Annotated in this window: 15 protein-coding genes and 1 riboswitch; of the genes, 12 read left to right on the top strand and 3 right to left on the bottom strand. The window is 67.7% G+C overall.

Features of this window, described 5'->3' with window-relative positions; all coding sequences use genetic code 11:
• Positions 1-15 precede the first annotated feature (15 nt).
• A complete protein-coding gene (locus tag V7S63_RS12135; protein WP_199777422.1) occupies positions 16-1,032 on the bottom strand; it encodes a DUF1254 domain-containing protein in 1,017 nt (338 codons plus the stop codon).
• A 415-nt stretch (positions 1,033-1,447) separates the two neighbouring features.
• Here V7S63_RS12135 and argC point away from each other — a divergent pair, with 415 nt between their 5' ends.
• Positions 1,448-2,422, top strand: coding sequence for an N-acetyl-gamma-glutamyl-phosphate reductase (gene argC, locus V7S63_RS12130; RefSeq protein ID WP_336530400.1), 975 nt, complete (start codon positions 1,448-1,450; stop codon positions 2,420-2,422).
• Between the two features lie 78 nt (positions 2,423-2,500).
• On the opposite strand, the gene V7S63_RS12125 is transcribed toward argC, so the two are convergent.
• On the bottom strand, positions 2,501-3,004 hold the full coding sequence (locus V7S63_RS12125) for a hypothetical protein (RefSeq protein WP_091837699.1): 504 nt from the start codon (positions 3,002-3,004) through the stop codon (positions 2,501-2,503).
• A gap of 320 nt (positions 3,005-3,324) precedes the next feature.
• Here V7S63_RS12125 and V7S63_RS12120 point away from each other — a divergent pair, with 320 nt between their 5' ends.
• The 3 genes from V7S63_RS12120 (at position 3,325) to V7S63_RS12110 (ending at position 5,986) form a co-directional block, all read left to right on the top strand.
• The gene (locus V7S63_RS12120) at positions 3,325-4,356 is read left to right on the top strand and encodes a DUF3616 domain-containing protein (protein WP_336530399.1); all 1,032 of its coding nucleotides are present in this window, start codon (positions 3,325-3,327) and stop codon (positions 4,354-4,356) included.
• A 43-nt stretch (positions 4,357-4,399) separates the two neighbouring features.
• The gene (locus V7S63_RS12115; protein ID WP_336530398.1) at positions 4,400-4,969 is read left to right on the top strand and encodes an NUDIX hydrolase; all 570 of its coding nucleotides are present in this window, start codon (positions 4,400-4,402) and stop codon (positions 4,967-4,969) included.
• A gap of 120 nt (positions 4,970-5,089) precedes the next feature.
• Positions 5,090-5,986: a hypothetical protein gene (locus V7S63_RS12110; protein WP_336530397.1), complete on the top strand. Its 897-nt coding sequence runs from the start codon at positions 5,090-5,092 to the stop codon at positions 5,984-5,986.
• Positions 5,987-6,001: 15 nt separating this feature from the next.
• Here the strand turns inward: V7S63_RS12110 and V7S63_RS12105 are convergent, their stop codons facing one another.
• Entirely contained in the window at positions 6,002-8,389 is a 2,388-nt protein-coding gene (locus V7S63_RS12105; RefSeq protein ID WP_100961863.1) for an AI-2E family transporter, read from the bottom strand.
• Between the two features lie 137 nt (positions 8,390-8,526).
• Between V7S63_RS12105 and V7S63_RS12100 the strand changes: the two genes are divergently transcribed.
• The 8 genes from V7S63_RS12100 (at position 8,527) to V7S63_RS12065 (ending at position 18,548) form a co-directional block, all read left to right on the top strand.
• Positions 8,527-9,282 carry a GntR family transcriptional regulator gene (locus V7S63_RS12100; RefSeq protein ID WP_336530396.1) on the top strand — a complete coding sequence of 252 codons (756 nt, stop codon included), beginning with the start codon at positions 8,527-8,529 and terminating at the stop codon, positions 9,280-9,282.
• A 50-nt stretch (positions 9,283-9,332) separates the two neighbouring features.
• Positions 9,333-9,532: riboswitch (cobalamin riboswitch) on the top strand.
• A gap of 120 nt (positions 9,533-9,652) precedes the next feature.
• Entirely contained in the window at positions 9,653-11,596 is a 1,944-nt protein-coding gene (locus tag V7S63_RS12095) for a TonB-dependent receptor plug domain-containing protein (RefSeq protein WP_336530395.1), read from the top strand.
• 287 nt (positions 11,597-11,883) lie between these two features.
• On the top strand, positions 11,884-12,705 hold the full coding sequence (locus V7S63_RS12090; protein ID WP_336530394.1) for an ABC transporter substrate-binding protein: 822 nt from the start codon (positions 11,884-11,886) through the stop codon (positions 12,703-12,705).
• Positions 12,702-13,727 (top strand): FecCD family ABC transporter permease, encoded by a 1,026-nt coding sequence (locus tag V7S63_RS12085; protein ID WP_442896458.1) that lies wholly within the window; start codon positions 12,702-12,704, stop codon positions 13,725-13,727. The genes V7S63_RS12090 and V7S63_RS12085 overlap by 4 nt, the downstream gene beginning before the upstream one ends.
• On the top strand, positions 13,727-14,518 hold the full coding sequence (locus V7S63_RS12080; protein WP_336530393.1) for an ABC transporter ATP-binding protein: 792 nt from the start codon (positions 13,727-13,729) through the stop codon (positions 14,516-14,518). The genes V7S63_RS12085 and V7S63_RS12080 overlap by 1 nt, the downstream gene beginning before the upstream one ends.
• Positions 14,515-15,522 (top strand): DUF6925 family protein, encoded by a 1,008-nt coding sequence (locus V7S63_RS12075; protein WP_336530392.1) that lies wholly within the window; start codon positions 14,515-14,517, stop codon positions 15,520-15,522. The genes V7S63_RS12080 and V7S63_RS12075 overlap by 4 nt, the downstream gene beginning before the upstream one ends.
• A gap of 104 nt (positions 15,523-15,626) precedes the next feature.
• A complete protein-coding gene (locus V7S63_RS12070) occupies positions 15,627-17,234 on the top strand; it encodes an FMN-binding glutamate synthase family protein (protein WP_336530391.1) in 1,608 nt (535 codons plus the stop codon).
• A 159-nt stretch (positions 17,235-17,393) separates the two neighbouring features.
• On the top strand, positions 17,394-18,548 hold the full coding sequence (locus V7S63_RS12065) for an efflux RND transporter periplasmic adaptor subunit (RefSeq protein WP_336530390.1): 1,155 nt from the start codon (positions 17,394-17,396) through the stop codon (positions 18,546-18,548).
• Position 18,549 lies beyond the last annotated feature (1 nt).

Genomic DNA, 18,549 nt, shown 5'->3' with positions numbered 1-18,549 from the left:
AACGCGTGGAGGAGATCAGTTCACCGGCTGTGCCTCAGGGAATTTCCAAGTCCCGTCGAGGACAGCTGAGCGCGGCCGGTAGAGCCGTACCATGTAGTTCCAGTCCTTCATGATGGGCAGGCAATTCGGCACCTTGCCGTCACATCCACCGAACCGGACCAACACCGCGCCCTCCTGATCGGCCTTTGCGGTGATGTTGTTCAGGGTGTAGGCGTTATATGGGTTCTTTTGATAATATCCCTCGCCGTTATAAAGGCTGACTGACCAGAAACCGTCGACCGGCACGTCCTTCACTTTCAGCGTATAGTTCGTGCCGCCATCGTTCTTCGGCGGGACTACATTGAGATAGATGGCATCTTGAGGCGCGTTGGCGCCCCAGGCCGAGGCGGCGCCAATCAGATACTGAACCGGATCGACGTCACCCTTCCTGCCGAAGGCGCGGCGCGTATCAGCAACGGTTGTCGCAAGAACCAGAAGCGCGTCCCGAACCTTCGTCTGACTGGTCTTGTCCCAGTTCGGGATTTCGAATTTCCCCGGCCCGCCCGGCTGAGAAACCTTGATCGCATCCTGAAGCGCATGAACGCGCTTCAAATCCTCCGCGTCATTCGGGTCAACCAGGGTGCGAACGCCAGCGAGCACGTAGCGTGTTCCGACTTTCGCCTTATCGATGGTGCGTTCATCAAGACCGTATTCGGTCCACGTGTATTGGTCCTCAGTGATGATCTGCAAGGACATGTACCGCTGCCCGGCATCGGGCAGCGTGATGGTGACCGGACCGGCATCAAGATCGAAGACACGCGAGGAATACAATGTATCCCGGTTTCCACGGATGACGGGTTGATGATCGATCGGGATGAGATCCCGGATGTGGTGCCAGGCACCAAATCCACCGCCATTGACCGAATTGGTGAAATAGCGATCGGTTTCAGCCCGCACAAAGTTGTCGACCGTTACAGGCACGGGCGCCTGGGCAAAGGCGGGGGCGCCCATCACTAACCCGAGCCCGAGGATCGACACTGCGAAGCTTCTCATGGGGACCTCCCTACTGCGCCGCGACGCGTTCGACGTCCGGCAAACGCCCAACCTAGACCTGCAAACTACACTGCCCGAGAGCGGACACTCCAGACGTCGGCAATGGGCCAACTCCGGCCGCCGGTACCTCCCGGCTTGTATGTCCCGAGATGGGTCGCCAGCAGACATCCCACTTGACGACGACTATCGGTGCCGACAGTGTCGCAAGGCATGTTCAGGAACCGGACCATTTGCGACCGACGCCGACGCCGCTTCATCCGAGCGGCGGCTTCTTGGCTGCGCGTCGATCAGCGTCCTTCCGCGTGAAGGCCTCACCATAGGCCACAGCCGAAGCGACTTCGACCCGCATTCCTGAACCCCCGCAGCCCTCGGCTCCGGGGGTTTTTCTTTGCCCGACCCCCAAGAGGACATCACCATGAGCATTCGCGTCGGCATTGTCGGGATCAGCGGTTTTGGCGGCGGCGAGGCGCTGCGCCTGATCGCGAGCCACCCGTCTTTCGAGCTGGTCTACGCCGCCGGCGAGAGCAGCGCCGGCAGCCGTCTGGTCGACCGTTTCCCCGGCATGCCGGCCAAGCTGGCCGAACTGGTGATCGAGAAATGGGATCCTGCGACCCTGCCGAAGCTCGACGTGCTGTTCGCGTCGCTGCCCACGGGCGCCTCGGCCGAAGCGCTGGCGCGCGTCCCTGGGCACGTGAAGATCGTCGATATCGGCGGCGACCATCGCTATGTCGAGGGTTGGGCCTATGGCCTCGCCGATATCTGGCCGGCCCAGATCGAGGGGCAGACCCGCGTCGCCAATCCCGGCTGCTTTCCCGCCGCAACACTGACCGCGCTGGCGCCGCTGCTGGCCAACAAGCTGATCGAGCCCGGCAACATCGTTATCGACGTCAAGACCGGCATCTCCGGTGCCGGCCGCGGCGGCGACAGCAAGTTCGGCTATGCCGAGAGCAACGAGAACCTGGTGCCCTACGGGCTGCTGAAGCACACCCACATGCCCGAGATCGCCAGGTCGATCGAGCGGCTGAGTGGCGGCAGCGCGGCCGGGCTGGTGTTCACGCCGCATCTGGTGCCGATGACCCGCGGCATACTCGCCACCATCTATTGCCGCGGGCGCGCCACCACGGAGCAGTGCCTGGACGCGGCCCGGCGCTTCTTTGCCGGGCGTTCCTTCGTCCGCGTGACCGACAGGCCGCCGCAGACCAAATGGGCGACCGGCTCGAACCTCGCTTTCGTCAGCTATGCGGCCGATCCCGAGCGCAATCTGGTGATCGCGATGGGCGTGGTCGACAATCTCGGCAAGGGGGCGGCCGGCCAGGCGGTGCAGAATGCGAACCTGATCTGCGGCCTGCCGGAAACCGCGGGGCTGGACGGCGCACCTGTCTGGCCGTGATGACGGCGGGCCTCCGCGCAGTTGTTCAATCTGCTGCGGAGGTCCGGTCATGCGCGCAAGCGGAGCCGGCGTCGCGGTTCAAAAGCCGTGCAGCGCGATCATGATCGCGAAGGCGATGGTGAACAGGAGGCCGGCCAATGTCGGCGCGGTCACGATGAAGGCGGCCAGGATCGGATGGCGGTTCCCCCACGCCAGCGCCGCGGCCGAGACCGCGATCACGGGCAATGCGAGGAAGTAGGCCAATGTGAGCCGCGGTTCGGCGTTGACGTCGAACCCGCTGCAGATGACGGCTGGCAGAGCCCCCAGGCACCCCAGCATCCAGCACGCGGCCACGGCGAGGGTTGCGCCGCGCAGATCGCGCCGGGCGATGAACATGAAGGCCACCGCAGCGGCTGCGAGCTGGAGCGCGCCTGCTGCCGGAACGATCCAGCGCTCGATTCCCGTGTAGAGGTCCGGCGCCCCGAAGAACGGCAGCAGCAGCGAAGACAGCCCGAAATAGGCGGCGAGCCCGGCCGACAGCATGAGAAGCAGCCAAGGCGCCCTGCCGAAGAATGAGCTGCCGCCGGGCTCGACATTCGCCACCGCCACCTCGTTCGACTACAAGCGCGGAAGATAGCGGCTCGAGCATCCTCGCCTGCCGCTTCCTGGCCCATTCCCCACGATAGCGAGCAGCGCACGCGCCTGCCAAGCCTCGCGGCCGCTCAATCGGTACAACGCCTGCGGGATCGCCTCGGGTGGGGACAGCGCTTGGACGTGGGCAGCGGAACTGACCGCGCGCTCATCTCGAAAGGCGAAAATCGCTCCTCCAATCAGCCGTCCTCGCCCGGCGCAAGAATTGACGCTCCGGCCTTTGCAACCGCCCCTGTCCCCCCTATTTCCGCTCTTTCCATCGGAGCAAGACCATGCGGCTCGTGATCCTGTCCGCCTTCGCGCTCGGCCTCTTCGCAACCGATGCCGCTCGCGCCGAGGCTCTGAAGCCCGAGCGCAAGGTCGAGGCCACCTCCGACTTCGCCGGCAAGAAGCCGCGCAAGGCCGCCAAGGACATCAGCGGCATCGCCTGCCGCCCGCCTGCCGGCGGCGACTATCGCTGCCTCGTGATCAATGACGAGAACAAGGCCGCCCAGTTCGCGACGCTGAAGCAGGGCGGGATCGTCCCAGGCCCGAGCCTGCCGTTGATCAAGGATAGCGCCCCCGCCGGCGCAAGCGGGCGCCAGCCGACGATCGGCTGCCCGCAGCAGGGCGATTTCGAGGATTTCGACGGCGAGGGCGTCGCCTTTGCCGACCGCCATTTCTATGTCGTCGGCTCGCATGGCTGCTCGCGGCGCAGCGGCGAATACCGGCCTTCATCCTTCCTGCTGGCCCGGATCGCTGCCGGCAACGGCGAGGCGGGCACGCCCGAGCTGAGCTGGCGCGTCGCCGATCTGCTCGGCGCGGCCGACGAGGTCGCCCCCTTCGTCGGCAAGGCGCTCGACGAGACGAGCAACGGGCTCAACATCGAAGGCCTCGCGGTGGTCGGCGACCGGCTCTGGCTCGGCCTGCGCGCGCCAGCACTTGGCGGGCGCGCCTTCCTCGTCGGCGGCAGCGTCGCCGAACTGTTCAAGCCGGGCAGCGAGCCGGGAACGAGCAAGCCGCAGCTCCTCGCCTTTGCCGCCGGAGCTCACCGCGGCGTGCGCGATCTCGCCCCGCTCGCCGATGGCCGCCTGCTCGTCCTGGTCGGCCCGGCGCAGGAGCAGGACGTACCCTATGCGATCATGCTGCTCGACCCCGCTGACTCAGCCGGCGCCAGCGAGCTCGGCCAGCTGCCCCGGCGCAAGGACGGCAAGGCGGAGGCGCTCGCCGTGCTGGCCCAGGAGCGCGGCGAACTGCGCGTCCTCGTCGGCTATGACAGCGTGAAGAACGGCGGCTTCGAGGAATACCGGCTGAAGCTGCCCTGATCGGAATGCAGCCTTTCCGGCTGGCCCGGGACATGCGATGCGCATGGCCATGAGCTTCCTTGCGCGCCTCGATTCGACCGTCTCCCGCTATCTCGCCGAGGTCGCAGGCCCGCGCGAACGGCTGGCACTGCTGCGTTGGCAGATCTCCGAGCGCCATATCCTCGACCGGCGCGAGACCATGCCGGGCCATGTCACCACCAGCGCCTTCGTGCTCTCGCCCGACCATGCGCAGGTGCTGCTGATCGACCATGTCGTGATCGGCCGCTGGCTCCAGCCCGGCGGCCATTACGAGCCGGCCGCGAGCTTCCACGACTCGGCACTGCGCGAGGCGGTGGAGGAGACCGGCGTCGCCGCTGCCGTCCTGCATTCCTGGCATCGCGACGGCGATCTGCCCTTCGCCATCGACAGCCATGAGGTGCCGGGCAATCCGCGCCGCAGCGAGCCGCCGCATATCCATCACGACCTGCAATATCTCTTCGTCGCCGATCCCGCCCTGCCGCTGATCGCCCAGGAAGAGGAAGTCCATGCCGCCGCCTGGAAGCCCATCGCAGCTCTGGCGGAGATCGCGCCGGTGGCGTTCGCACGGCTGCGCACAGTGGGCGTCCCAGGCTGAGCCGCCAGCGCCTGTTGCATTGCAGCAACAATACGCCGGTATAGCGCAGTCACCGAAGAGTGCATATTGCGACTCATTCGCATTTACTCGACAGTGGGTTCGTCAACAGGATCGCCAGCCATGCTGAAGCCCGCCGTCGTCGCTCTCGCCGCTGCGAGCCTGTTCTCGCCCGCCTTCGCGGCCGACCTGCCCTCGCGCAAGGGCGCCCCGGCCGCGCCGCCGGTGCTCTCGGCCTGCAGCGAGAGCGAGGGCATCCCGACCGATGCCTTCGGCTTCACCACCGGCTCGGATGTCGCCGAGGTCGGCTCCTTCGGCGCCAGCCTGACCTATAATGGCGGCTTCGGCGTCCGCGACGGCCGCCAGGCCGCGCATGGCCTGCAGCTGCAGGGCTCCTACGGGCTCTTCCCCTGCTTCGAGGTCGGCCCCTACCTCCTCGGCGGGTACACCGACGCCACCATCGCCGGCGCCAAGGCCGACAGCCGCAGCGCCGGTGCCGGCGTCGAGATGAAATACCGCCTGCTCGGCCGCGACCTGCACGGCATCGGCCTCACCGTCATCGTCGATCCCAGCTTCAACCGCACCGATCCGACCGGCGCAGGCAACTTCACCACCTACAACACCGGCCTGCGCATTTTCGCCGACAAGACGCTCGTCCCCGGCAAGCTCTACGCCGCGCTCAACCTCTCGCACGACCTGACCTGGACGGGGCCGAGCCCCTATCTGCGCTCCTCGACCTTCACGGTCGGCGGCTCGCTCGCCTGGCAAGTGCTCGACGGCCTCTATCTCAGCGGCGAAGTGCGCCATCAGCGCCGCCACAACGAACTCGGCTTCGGCAAGGAAGCCGGCTACGCCACCTTCGCCGGCCCCGGCATCTTCTGGCAGGCGAGCAAGCAGCTCGCCATCTCGGCCGCCTACAACGTCCAGATTGCCGGAAAGGCCAAGGGCGTGCCGGGCGATCTCGACATCACTAATTTCAGCCAGCATCTGCTGAAGGTGAAGGCGGCCTACAGCTTCTGAGGCACGCGGCAGCGATCAGTCCGGGACCTGCTGCGCGACGGTCGCGCTTGCCTCGGTTTCCGGCTCGCCGGACTGCTGTCGCGAGCTGCCGGCACGAGCGCGGCTGATCGTCTCGACGACATCGGCCGCGAGCTTCTCAAGCAGCTCGCGTTCGCGCTGGTCGAGATTGCGGGCTTCCGCATCGAGGATGCAGAGCGCTCCCAGCACATGGCCGTCGGACGAGCGCAGCGGTGCCCCGGCGTAGAAGCGCAACCCCCAAGCCTTGGCGACGGGATTGTCGGTGAAGCGGGCATCGCGCTCGGTATCGGCGACGACCAACGTCTCGCCGCTGGCCACGACATGGTCGCAGATCGCCGCCCGGCGTGGCAGGGTCGGCCGTCCGGTCTTGTCCCGGCCGAAACCGGAGAGCTCCCTGCTGCCGCCGATGACGATCTCCTGCTCGGCATCGATCGCCGAGATCATCGCCACGTCGACGTCGAAGGCATCGGCCGCGCGCTTGGCGATCGCATCGAGATCGTCGCGCAGCGCCTCGTCGAGAAACGCCGTGCCCTGGAGCGCCGCCACGCGCTCGGCATCGTCGGCCGGCATCGCTGCCACAGCCGGTTCGCTCGCTGTCTCTGGCAATAGGCGCTGGACCCGGCCGATCGTCTCCTGGATCGAGGCCGCAATCTCGTCTGCACCGATCCCCTTGCTCGCCTGCCCTGCCAGCCTCTCGGGCGGCACGGTCCAGAGAACCACGACGATCTTCAACTCCGGCCAGCGCTGCCGCAGGCGCCGGCAGAACTGCCGGGCGGCATTGTCGGGCTCGCCGCTGAAATAGTTGAGGCAGACGATCGGCACCCCGTCGAGATCGAGCCTGGCGACTGCGCCCGTCGTGACATGGGCGATCCTGCGCACCTGCGCCGGGATGCCTTCGAGATCGAGTGCATGGGCCAGCATCTGCGCGGCGATCCCGTCGATCTCCCATTTGCCGCCGATGCAGACCACCTTGGGGGCCAAGCCCTCGGCAGCCGCGGCGGGATGAGCCTCGCGCAACTCCTCCAGCAGCGCCTCCATCCCCTCCGCGATGCGCAGCCGGTGCGCCGCAGTAGCCTGCCGACCGTAATCGTCGCTGGCGAGGCGCAGGACCGCGACGCCGACGGCGTCATAGAAGGGCACCACCGCCAGCGTCTCGATCTCGCTTTCGGCGATCTCGATGGCTTCGTCGACATCGCCCGCGAGCAGGCGCTGGTAGATGCGTTCGGTCGGACTAAGCACCGGCACCGAGCCGAGCAGGGTGTCGAGGAATTGCAATTGCGGCAGGGTCTTGCCGAGGACCAATAGGCACACCGTCAGCGGCGTCGACAGGATCAGGCCGACCGGACCCCAGAGCGCGGTCCAGAATGTCGCGGCGGCGATCAGCGAGATCGCCGAGAGGCCAGTGCTGGTGCCGTAGAGCATCGGCTCGACGATATTGTTGCTGATGAGCTCGAGCCCCGCGATCAGCGCCAGCGTCCACAGCACCATGTGCCAGCCGGGATCGACCGCGAACGCCAGCGCCAGCGGAAAGACCGCGGAAATCAGCGCGCCAAGATAAGGCACGAAGCGCAGCACGGCTGCGACGACGCCCCAGAGCAGCGCACCGGGCACGCCGATCAGCCACAGGCCGAGCGCCAGCGGGATGGCGAAGGTCGTGTTCACCACGAGCTGCATCAGAAGATAGCGGCTGATCCGCCTGCCGGCATCCTCGATCGCATCGGTCGAGCGGTGCAGGTTGCCGCCAAGGATGCGCAGCAGCCGGTCACGCAGGTCGGTCCGGTCAAGCAGTGCCAGCACCACGAAGACGAGGACGATACCGGCCGTCGCCAGCGGTTCGAGCACACGGCCGAGCCAGACCAGCGCGACCTGCATCTGGGTGCCCGGCGCTGGCACGATCTCGACCCGCTGAGCACCGGCGCCCTGCACCGATTCGACTTCCTTTTGCAGGGACGCGATCGCGTTGAGCGCGCCATCGAGCATCCCCGGCGCCCTGAACTGCGCCTTGAGATCGTTGAGCTTGTTGTGGATGGTCGATTGATAGCTCGGCAGTTGCTCGCCGAGCGAACGGACCTGCGTTCCCAGCACGAGGAAGAGGCCGGCGAGCAGGACGAGCACGACGGTCATCACCGCCACGATCGCGATCACCTTGGGCAGCCCGCGCCGGCGCAGCCACAGCACCGGGGGATTGAGCGCGAAGCCGATCAGGAAGGCGAAAGCGAGCGGGATCAGGATGTCCTGCCCGTAGTAGAGTGCTGCGATGATCACCGCAGCCGAGACGAGCGCCGCCGCCACCTTGACGATGTCCGCCCCGGCCAGGTCGGCCGCAGCGATGGCGCCCGCCTCTGGCTGGACCCCCCTTCGGCTCGGAGCCGGTGTCGTTGTCATGGCGAAGCCCCCCGGCCCGCATTGGGTCGCCTTATGAACGTTAGAGGGGCTGCCCGGTTCCCCGGCATCCCAATCTGCATTGCGAACTGCAAGGCGCAGACGCTAAGACGAAGGACGTTCAACCACTGGTATCGGCAATGGCGCGGGAAGAGGCCGGAAACGGCGCATCGGACAAGGCCGGGATGATCTGCCGGGCGCTGCGCCGCGCGATCATCGAGCGCGCGCTCGAGCCCGGCGCGGCCTTGCCCGAGGATGCGCTCGGCGAACGCTTCGGTGTCAGCCGTACGCTGGCGCGCCATGCGCTGGCCCAGCTCGCTGCCGAAGGGCTGGTCGAACTGCGCCGCAATCGCTCCGCCGTTGTGGCGACGCCGAGCTGGCAGGAGGCGCGCGACACCTTCGACATCCGCATCGAGCTGGAGCGGCTCGTCGTGCGCCAGCTCGCCGGCCGGCTGACCAAAGCGCAGCTTGCGACGCTGCGGGCCCATGTCGACTCCGAGGATGAGGCGCGTGGCGGGCCCGACGCGGTCTCGATCCGGCTCGCGACCGAGTTCCACATCCTGCTCGCAGAGATGACCGAGAGCCCGATCCTCATCCGCTATGTCAGCGAGCTGTCCTATCGCTGCTGCCTGATCCTGTCGCTGTACAGCCGGCCGCATTCCTCGGAATGCGGCGTTAACGAGCACCGCCTGCTGATCGACGCCCTCACGACCGGCGACGTCGAAAAAGTCACGAGACTGATGCACAGTCATCTCGATTCGGTGGCGGAGCGCGCGCTGGTAGCCGAGGCCAAGCCGCGCGAACGGGACATCATGGCGATCCTGGCGCCCTATGCGCAGGCCCCTCAACCCGCCGTCAAACCGCGTCCGAAGCGCCCGCTCAAGGCGGCTGAATAACCGACCTCGTCGCGAAGGCGGCAAGCGAATTGACGTTGCGGCTCGTCCGCCCTACTCGTGAACGTGACGGTTCCCTCACGGGATCAAAAGGGAACGCAGTGCGGATGGCCTGGCCATCTCATGCTGCGGCTGCCCCCGCAACTGTAAGCGGCGAGCCTTTCGCCATACGCCACTGGGACCTCGGCCCTGGGAAGGCGGCGAAGGGCAGCGACCCGCGAGCCAGGAGACCTGCCGTCAGCCGTGGTCACACGCGAACACATCGGCCGGGGTGCGCTGATGGGTGGTAGAACTGCGCGCGCCCGGTTTCGGGAGCGGGTGGGGACATCTCGTTCGCGGTGACGTGCCACTGACGTTACCGCCGAGGTTTCCCGTGTTCCGTTTGCCAAAGCCCGCCAGGAGCGGGCGTTTCTCAGTTGCCTTCCCCCTGCTCGCCGCCTCGACCCTGCTAACGCCGCTTTCCGCGCTGGCGCAGTCGGGCGAGAAGCCGATCGCGCTCGACGAGATCGTGATCAGCCCGACCGGCGTTCCGACCCCGGCAAGGGAGATCGCGAGCTCCGTCACCGTCGTCACCGCCAAGGAGATCGAGCGCGAGCAGCGCCGCACCCTGCCGCAGGCGCTCGCCGCCGTCCCCGGCCTCAATATCGTCCAGACCGGCGGGCCGGGCGGGCTCACCTCGGTCTTCATGCGCGGCACCAACTCCAACCACGTCAAGGTGCTGATCGACGGGATCGAGGTGAACGATCCCTCGACGCCGAACCGCTCCTTCGACTTCGGCCAGATGCTGACCACCGACATCGAGCGCATCGAGGTGCTGCGCGGCCCGCAGAGCGGTCTCTATGGCGCCAATGCGCTGGGCGGCGTGATCTCGATCACCAGCAAGCGCGGCGAGGGGCCGCCCAAGGTGACCGGCTCGGTCGAAGCCGGCTCCTATGGCACCTTCAACAAGAGCCTCGGGGTCAGCGGCGGCGACGACCGCTTCGACTATGCCTTCGGCATCAGCCATTTCCGGGCGGATTCGACACCGGTGACACCACCGGACCTGGTTCCCGCCGGCCGGCGGCGCAATCCCAACTCCTATGACAACTGGAGCTATTCCGCCCGCCTCGGCGCCAGGCTGTCCGACACGCTGAGCGTCAACTGGGTCGGTCGCTATATCGACGGGCAATTGCTGTTCACCGGCGATTCCGGCTTCCCGAGCCTGCCCAGCAGCTTCCGATCCAGCCAGAACTATCGCCAGGCCTTCACCCGCGGCGAGATCGTCTGGGACCCGCTGGGCGGGCAGTTCGTCAACCGCTTCGGCGTCTCCTACAGCAACCAGGATCGCTCCAATCGCCGGCCTAACGCCTTCGGCATCCTCGACGTGCCGACCGAGAACCTCGGCGAGCGCATCAAATACGACTGGCGCGGCGACCTGAAGCTCACCCGGAGCCAGACACTGGTGATGGGACTGCAATACGAGAACGAACGCTTCGACACGCCCAACAAGACCGTCTCGAACGGAAACCGGGGCGCCTTCGTCGAATTGCAGTCGAACTGGACCGACCGCTTCTTCACCACCGCCAATATCCGCTACGATGACGACGACAAGTTCGGCGGCCACACCACCTATCGCATCGCACCGGTCTTCATCGTGCCAGGCACCGACACCAAGCTGAAGGCGAGCTACGGCACCGGCTTCAAGGCGCCGACGCTGAGCGAACGCTTCAGCGATTCCCGCCCGGCCTTCAACTTCTATGGCAACCCGAACCTCAAGCCGGAGGAAAGCCGCGGCTGGGATGTCGGCTTCGAGCAGCCGCTGGTGAACGGGCAGGTGAATGTCGGTGCGACCTACTTCCACAACGACATCGACAACCTGATCCTGACCAACGCCGCGCGCACCTCCTATACGAATATCGGCCGCGCCACGACCAAGGGCGTCGAGGCCTTCGCGGCGCTGGAACTGACGCCGCAGTTCAAGGTCCGCGCCGAGTACACCTTCACCCTCGCCAAGGATGAGACCGCGCATCAGGAGCTGCTGCGCCGGCCACGCCACAAGGCCAGCATCACCGCGAGCTGGGTGCCGATCGAGAAGCTGACCTTGTCGGCGACGCTGATCTATGTCGGCGAGCGCATGGATGGGAACCGCGACTTCTCGATCTCCAGGATGCGCGCGCCGGGCGCCGCCATCGTCAACCTCGCCGCCGACTACAAGGTCGACGAGAAGCTCACCGTGTTCGGCCGCGTCGATAACCTGTTCGACAAGCGCTACGAGAACCCGGTCGGCTTCCTGGTGCCGGGCCTCAGCGCCTTCGGCGGGATCAGGGTGAGCCTGTGAGGCTGTCGAGCTCCGCAGTCATGCTCGCCCTTGCGGCGAAAGATGACGCGGGTCGTCCGATGAAGAACGCGGGGAACCCTTCTCCCGTGTGGGAGAAGGGCAGGGATGAGGGCCTGCCCTCGCCCATTGAAGTCGCAGCGGCGCCGTCGCGCGCCAATAATCAGCGGCGGTCCCTCACCCCTATCCCATCCGGGAGAGGGGTTCCCCGCGGATACTCTTGCCGCCATCGCATACTGACGACTCTTCAGCAGACCGTTCTCCGTCTGAGTGCGGCTATTCTCTGCCTGGTGGTCGCGAATGCCGCCACCCACGCCGACGACATCCCCGCGAAGCCGCAGCGCATCGTCTCGCTCAACATGTGCACCGACGAGCTGGTGCTGCGGCTGGCATCGCCGGAACACATCGCCTCGGTGACCTGGCTGTCGCAGGACCCGCGCAGCGCCAACATGGCTGCGCGCGCCCGCAGCATTCCGGCCAATCACGGGCTGGTCGAGGAGGTGCTGGCGCACAAGCCAGACCTCGTGATCGCCGGCGCCTATACGACACGCTCGACCGTCGCGCTGCTGAAGCGCGTCGGCGTGCAGGTCCGCGAATTCGGCGTGCCGGGGAACCTTGCCGAGATGCGCGCGCAGATCCGCGACATGGCGAACCTGCTCGGCGAGCAACAGAACGGCGAAGCCCTGATCGCGGAGATCGACAAGCGTCTCGCCGCGCTGGCGGATCGCCCTCGCCCGGCGCATCCGCGTGCGATCGTGCTGCGCCCGAACGGCTTCACAACCGGGCGCGGCTCGCTCGTCGACGAGATCCTGATGGCAGCGGGGCTGACCAACCTCGCCGCCGAGCTCGGCATCGACAGTTACGGCCAGATCGCGCTCGAAACCGTCGCGCTCGGCAAGGCCGATATCCTGATCCTCAACACCACGCCGGACGGCCCGCCCTCGCTGGCGCACGAGATCCTGCATCACCCGGTCCTCGCCCGCCTGGGCGACCGGCTGAAGCTCGTCGCCCTGCCCTCGAAGCTCTGGACCTGCGCCGGCCCGGCGGTGATCGACGCGATCGAACTGCTGCTCGACGCAAGCGCGCCGACGACAGCTGGGAAAAGCCCATGAGCAGCGCTGCCATGCCATCGTCCACATCCGAACGGATGTCCTATTGGCGGCTCATCGCCCTGCTCGCTGCCGCGACGCTCGCCATGGCGGCGCTGTCTCTCGCCGTCGGCTATGCCCGGCTCGACCTTGTCGCCGCGCTCAGCGACTGGCTCGCCGGCCGGCAGAGCCTGCCCGCGCTCGTGCTCGTCGAACTGCGCCTGCCGCGCGCCATCCTCGGCGCGCTGGTCGGCTTCAGCCTGGGCCTCGCCGGCGCTGCGATGCAGGGGCTGCTGCGCAACCCGCTGGCCGAGCCCGGCATCGTCGGCATCTCCAGCGCCGCCGCCTTCGGCGCCGTCACCGTGTTCTATTCCGGCTTTGCGGGAGCCTTCGCGCTCGCTTTGCCGCTTGGCGGCATCGCCGGGGCGCTGCTCGCGGTCCTCTTGCTCTTTGCCCTCAATGGCCGCGGCGCCGGCACGATGACGCTGATCCTCGCCGGCGTCGCCATCAACAGCTTCGCCGGGGCGATGACCTCGCTCGCCCTCAATCTCGCGCCCAACCCCTATGCCGCGCTGGAGATCGTGTTCTGGCTGATGGGCTCGCTCGCCGATCGCAGCCTGGTCCATGTCTGGCTGGTGCTGCCGCTGATGCTGGTCGGCTGGGCCTTGCTGCTCTCGTCCGCGCCGGCGCTGGACGGCCTCACGCTCGGCGAGGACACCGCGCGCAGCCTCGGCTTCGACCTGACCTGGCTGCGGGTGCGATTGATCGGCGGCGCGGCCCTCGCCGTCGGCAGCGCCGTCGCCGTCACCGGCGCGATCGGCTTCGTCGGGCTCGTCGTGCCGCACCTCTTACGCCCGCTAGTCGGCCACAAGCCCGGCCGGCTCCTGCTGGTCAGCGGCTTCGGCGGCGCGATCCTGCTGCTCGCCGCCGACACGGCGCTGCGACTCATGCCGATCCGGCCCGAACTCAAGCTCGGCGTCGTAACCGCGCTGATCGGCGCGCCCTTCCTGTTCAGCCTGATCCAGCGCCTGCGGCGGGAGGCGTGATGCGTATTGAAGCGAACGGCATCGCGATCGCCTTCGACGGCAAGCCGATCCTCACCGGGATCGATCTTGCGCTACGGCCGGGCAAGCTCGTCGGCCTGATCGGCGCCAATGGCGCCGGCAAGACCACCTTGCTGCGCATCCTAGCCGACCTGCTGCCGCCAGCAGCAGGCACGGTCCTTTATGACGGCAAGCCCGCCAGGACGCTGGGACGCCGCGCACTGGCACAGCGGCTCGCCTTCCTCGCTCAGGGCGGCAACGTGCAATGGCAGATGTGGGCGGAAGCCGTCGTCGCGCTCGGCCGCCTGCCGCATCGGCGCCCCTTCGCCGACCTCACCGAGGCCGATCGCGCCGCGATCGCCAACGCTTTCGCCGCGGCCGATGCCAGCGCCTTTCGCGAGCGCAGCCTGGGTAGCCTCTCGGGTGGCGAGCGCATGCGCGTGCTGCTGGCGCGGGCACTGGCGGTCGAAGCGGAGATGCTGCTCGCCGACGAGCCGCTGGTCGGGCTCGACCCGCGCCATCAGCTTGAGGCAATGGCGCTGTTCAGGCGCATCGCCGCTGCCGGCACCGGCGTCGTCGTCGTACTGCACGATCTTTCGCTGGCCGGGCGCTTCTGCGACCGGCTCGTCCTGCTCGAAAGCGGGCGCATCCTCGCCGATGGGCCGCCGGCCACGGTGCTCGACGACGGCTACCTCGCTCGCGCCTTCGGCATCGCGGTCGCGCGCGGCAAGCGTGATGGCGAGGATTTCGTCCTGCCCTGGCAGGCCCTGACCAATGAGGAAGCCAGCCGATGACGGCAGACGACGTGACCAGCCTGATCCATCAGGAACTCGCCACCCAGACGACGCAGTGGTCTCTCGGCACCTTCGGCGCCATTGCCGAATTCCTGCGCGATCCCGATGAGCCGGTCGATTTCGGCGACGGGCCGGGCCGGCTCTTCGCCGTCACCGCTCGCGGCGGCATCGGCTTCGACGATCTCTCTGAGGTCAGGCTCGTCGCCTCGGAGACCGCGGTCGGCCAGGGCTGGAGCCATCGCGTCGCGCTCTGCCTGCCGGAAGCCTGCTGCGCGATGAACCGGCGCAGCGTCCTGACCGAGCTCGGGCCCGACGAAGCGGCTCTGCGGCCACAGGACACCGGCGACATCCTGTTCGACATGGGCCTTGGCACGCTGCAGGTCGACATCTGCATCCGCACCGGCGATCCCGCGCTGATCGCGACCTTGCGCTCCGCCGCCGGCAGGAGCCTGTTCGAGGCCGGCATTCCGGCGATGGGCGCGATCGTCGCCAAGGGGCCGCATCGCGTCTTCATCGCGCGTCCAGGCCGCTGCGAGGTCTACCAGCCGATCCCGCCGGCCGACGGCAAGAGCCCGGAAGGGCCGCACACCCATGTCCTGCCGCAATTGCTGCGCAGCGGCCGCACCCATGCGGCGACCGAGCCGGTTCCGGAGGGCTGGGTCCCCTTTGCCCATCTCGTCCCGGCCCATCCGCTGAAGGATGCGATGGGCCGGCCGCGGCCCTGGGACGACGCGGCACATGAGCGTTTCCAGGCGCTCCTCGCCGCGACCGGCGACCCGGAGCTGACGGCGCTGAAGCAACAGGTGGTGACAGCGATCCGCTCCGACTCCGACGCCGCGAGCTTCCGCGAGCCGGCAAACAAATTCGCCCGCCACACCGTGCGTGTCAGCTTGCGGCAATTGCGGGCCGGCCCGCCGCTGCCCGGCCTGTCGCGCTGGCTCGAAGCCTTCGACAAGCAGGAGCCAGCGAGCGAAGACGGCGCCGATGCCTACGGCCATGGCTGACGACAGGCCGGAGCCCGGATCACGTCCCGGCGCCGGGCCAAGATGCCTTTACACCGGCTCGAGACTACGGGGAGATAGCGTCCTCCTTCGGATGGGCCTTGAATATGACGTTGCGACTGAGCCGTTTCAGCACCCTCACCCTCTGCATGCTCGTCGCGCTCGTGGCGATCCCGCTGGCCTTCAGCCATCCCTGGCTCTGGCTGCCCGGCCTGCTGGCCCTGGCGCTGGCGCTGATCGGCCTCTGGGACCTCTCCCAGACCGAGCACGCGATCCGGCGCAACTATCCAGTGATCGGCCATATCCGCTGGTTCGCCGAACTGGTCCGGCCAGAGCTGCGCCAATACCTGTTCGAGGCCGACGAGGAGGCGGCGCCGTTCTCGCGGTCGCAGCGCTCGCTGGTCTATCGCCGCGCCAAGAACCTCGCCGGCGATCACCCGTTCGGCACGCTGCTCGACGTCTATCGCGAAGGCTACGAGTTCATCGGCCATTCGACCCGGCCGGCGCCGGTCTCCGATCCCGAGAGCTTTCGCATCACCATCGGCAACGACCAGTGCCGGCAGCCCTATTCGGCGTCCGTCTTCAACATCTCGGCGATGAGCTTCGGCTCGCTCTCGGCCAATGCCATCCGGGCGCTGAACACCGGCGCTCGCCTCGGCCGCTTCAGCCATGACACCGGCGAGGGCAGCATCAGCCCCTATCACCGCGAGGGCGGTGGCGACATCGTCTGGGAACTCGGCAGCGGCTATTTCGGCTGCCGCGACGACAAGGGCCGCTTCGATCCCGAGCGCTTCGCAAGACAGGCCGTCGACCCTCAGGTCAAGATGATCGAGATCAAGCTCAGCCAGGGCGCCAAGCCCGGCCATGGCGGCATCCTGCCGGCGCCGAAGGTGACCCCCGAGATCGCGGCGACGCGCGGTGTCCCGGTCGGGCAAGACTGCGTCTCGCCAGCGAGCCACAGCGCCTTCGCGACCCCGCTGGAGATGATGGCCTTCATCGCACAGCTGCGTGAACTCTCCGGCGGCAAGCCGGTCGGCTTCAAGCTCTGCCTGGGCCATCCCTGGGAGTTCATGGGGCTCGTCAAGGCGATGCTGGAGAGCGGGGTCGTGCCCGATTTCATCGTCGTCGACGGCGCCGAGGGCGGCACCGGCGCCGCCCCGGTCGAGTTCAGCGACCATATCGGCCTGCCGATGCGCGAGGGCCTGCTCTTCGTCCACAATGTGCTGGTCGGTGCCGGCCTGCGCGACAAGGTGAAGGTCGGCGTCGCCGGGCGCATCGTCAGCGCCTTCGATATCGCCAGCGTCCTCGCCATCGGCGCCGACTGGGCCAACGCCGCCCGCGGCTTCATGTTCGCGCTCGGCTGCGTCCAGTCCCTGTCCTGCAACACCAACCGCTGCCCGACCGGCGTCGCGACGCAGGATGCCGTGCGCCAGCGGGCTCTCGTCGTGCCGGACAAGGCACAGCGCGTCCACCGCTTCCACGCCAACACGCTGCACGCGCTGGCCGACATGCTGGCGGCGGCCGGCCTGACCCATCCCGAAGAGCTCGGCCCGCATCATCTGGTGCGCCGCGTCAGCGCCACCGAGATCCGCCTGTTCTCCGACCTGCACGTCTTCCTGCAGCCAGGCGAATTGCTGACCGGGCTGTGCGAGCACGCCTTCTATCGTCGCAACTGGGATCTCGCCCGCGCCGACAGCTTCGACAGGGTGTCGTGAGCACCTTCGCATCGTCGCAAGGCACGCATTCCGAACGCGTCCGCCGGTTGTAACAAGACCGTAGCGCTCCTGACAGAAAACGCACAGTATCGACGCGGGATAGGTTTGCGCCCGGTGCTGACAACAGTGGCGGAGCGAGACGGCGAAGAGGAGTGGCCGATGTCTGAGCGTTCCCGGATGGCACGCACGAAGCGGATCTCTTCGACCTTGCCTCTCTCCGTCATGGCGCTTGCGGCCGCCTTCGGGCTTGGAACGGGCGCCCTCGCCCAGCAGCCCGCACCCACCGCCATCCCTGTCGGCACCGTCATGGCCGAGAAGCGCGCCATCACCCAGACCGCCGATTTCGTCGGGCGGATCGAGGCGGTCAACCGTGTCGACATCCGCGCCCGCGTCACCGGCTATCTCGAAGAGGTCCTGTTCAAGGACGGCGCGACCGTCGCCGAGGGGGCTCCGCTCTTCCGCATCGAGCGCGCGCCGTTCGAAGCGGCGGTCGAGCAGGCACAGGGCGCGCTCGAGAAGGCCCAGGGCGCGCTCCAGAACGCCACGGTGCAGCGCCAGCGCGCCGAGGAGCTGCTGCGTACCAATGCCGGCTCGGTCGCCATCCGCGACCAGCGCGTCGCCGAGGAAAAAGGCGCGCAGGGGGACCTGACCGTCGCCGAAGCCAATCTGAAGTCCGCTCAGATCAATCTCGGCTACACCGAGATCAAGGCGCCGATCGCCGGCCGCATCGGCCGCACCAAGGTGACCAAGGGCAATGTCGTCGGACCCGACAGCGGCGTCCTGGCCCAGATCGTCAGCGACGACCCGATGTATGTCACCTTCCCGGTCAGCCAGCGCGAATTCCTGGCGCTGAAGACGAACCGCCTGCCGGCGGACGGCTCCGCCCCGCTCGTCAGCCTGAAGTTCTCGGACGGCTCGACCTACGACCAGAAGGGCCGGGTCGATTTCGTCGACGTCTCCGTCGAGCGCTCCACCGACACCGTGCTGGTCCGCGCCACTCTGCCTAATCCGGGGGGCAAGCTCCTCGACGGCACGCTCGTTCGCGTCGGCGTCCAGGCGCCTCAAAGCGAGGAGAAGGTGCTGGTGCCGCAATCGGCGCTGATCGCCGACCAGCAGGGCTCCTATGTCTTCGCCGTCGAGGACGGCAAGGCGGTGGTGAAGCGGGTCAAGGTCGGGGCCGAGGCCGGCTCCTATATCGCGATCGACCAGGGCCTTTCCGGCAACGAGCAGATCGTCATCCAGGGCCTGCAGAACCTCCGGCCCGGCGTGCCGGTGCTGGCCTCGCCGGTGACCCTGACGACCGGCCGGAGCTGAC

It is taken from the genome of Allobosea sp. CCNWLY174 (assembly GCF_037120455.1).
In the GTDB taxonomy this organism is placed as follows: Bacteria; Pseudomonadota; Alphaproteobacteria; order Rhizobiales; family Beijerinckiaceae; genus Allobosea; species Allobosea lupini.
The sequence above is the reverse complement of the archived record's forward strand: the minus strand, read 5'-3'. Positions and strand labels throughout refer to the sequence as shown.

Coding starts and splice junctions, on each gene's coding strand:
- V7S63_RS12135 (WP_199777422.1), bottom strand. CDS start 1,032: ATGAGAAGCTTCGCAGTGTCGATCCTCGGGCTCGGGTTAGTGATGGGC.
- argC (WP_336530400.1), top strand. CDS start 1,448: ATGAGCATTCGCGTCGGCATTGTCGGGATCAGCGGTTTTGGCGGCGGC.
- V7S63_RS12120 (WP_336530399.1), top strand. CDS start 3,325: ATGCGGCTCGTGATCCTGTCCGCCTTCGCGCTCGGCCTCTTCGCAACC.
- V7S63_RS12115 (WP_336530398.1), top strand. CDS start 4,400: ATGGCCATGAGCTTCCTTGCGCGCCTCGATTCGACCGTCTCCCGCTAT.
- V7S63_RS12110 (WP_336530397.1), top strand. CDS start 5,090: ATGCTGAAGCCCGCCGTCGTCGCTCTCGCCGCTGCGAGCCTGTTCTCG.
- V7S63_RS12105 (WP_100961863.1), bottom strand. CDS start 8,389: ATGACAACGACACCGGCTCCGAGCCGAAGGGGGGTCCAGCCAGAGGCG.
- V7S63_RS12100 (WP_336530396.1), top strand. CDS start 8,527: ATGGCGCGGGAAGAGGCCGGAAACGGCGCATCGGACAAGGCCGGGATG.
- V7S63_RS12085 (WP_442896458.1), top strand. CDS start 12,702: ATGAGCAGCGCTGCCATGCCATCGTCCACATCCGAACGGATGTCCTAT.
- V7S63_RS12080 (WP_336530393.1), top strand. CDS start 13,727: ATGCGTATTGAAGCGAACGGCATCGCGATCGCCTTCGACGGCAAGCCG.
- V7S63_RS12075 (WP_336530392.1), top strand. CDS start 14,515: ATGACGGCAGACGACGTGACCAGCCTGATCCATCAGGAACTCGCCACC.
- V7S63_RS12070 (WP_336530391.1), top strand. CDS start 15,627: ATGACGTTGCGACTGAGCCGTTTCAGCACCCTCACCCTCTGCATGCTC.
- V7S63_RS12065 (WP_336530390.1), top strand. CDS start 17,394: ATGTCTGAGCGTTCCCGGATGGCACGCACGAAGCGGATCTCTTCGACC.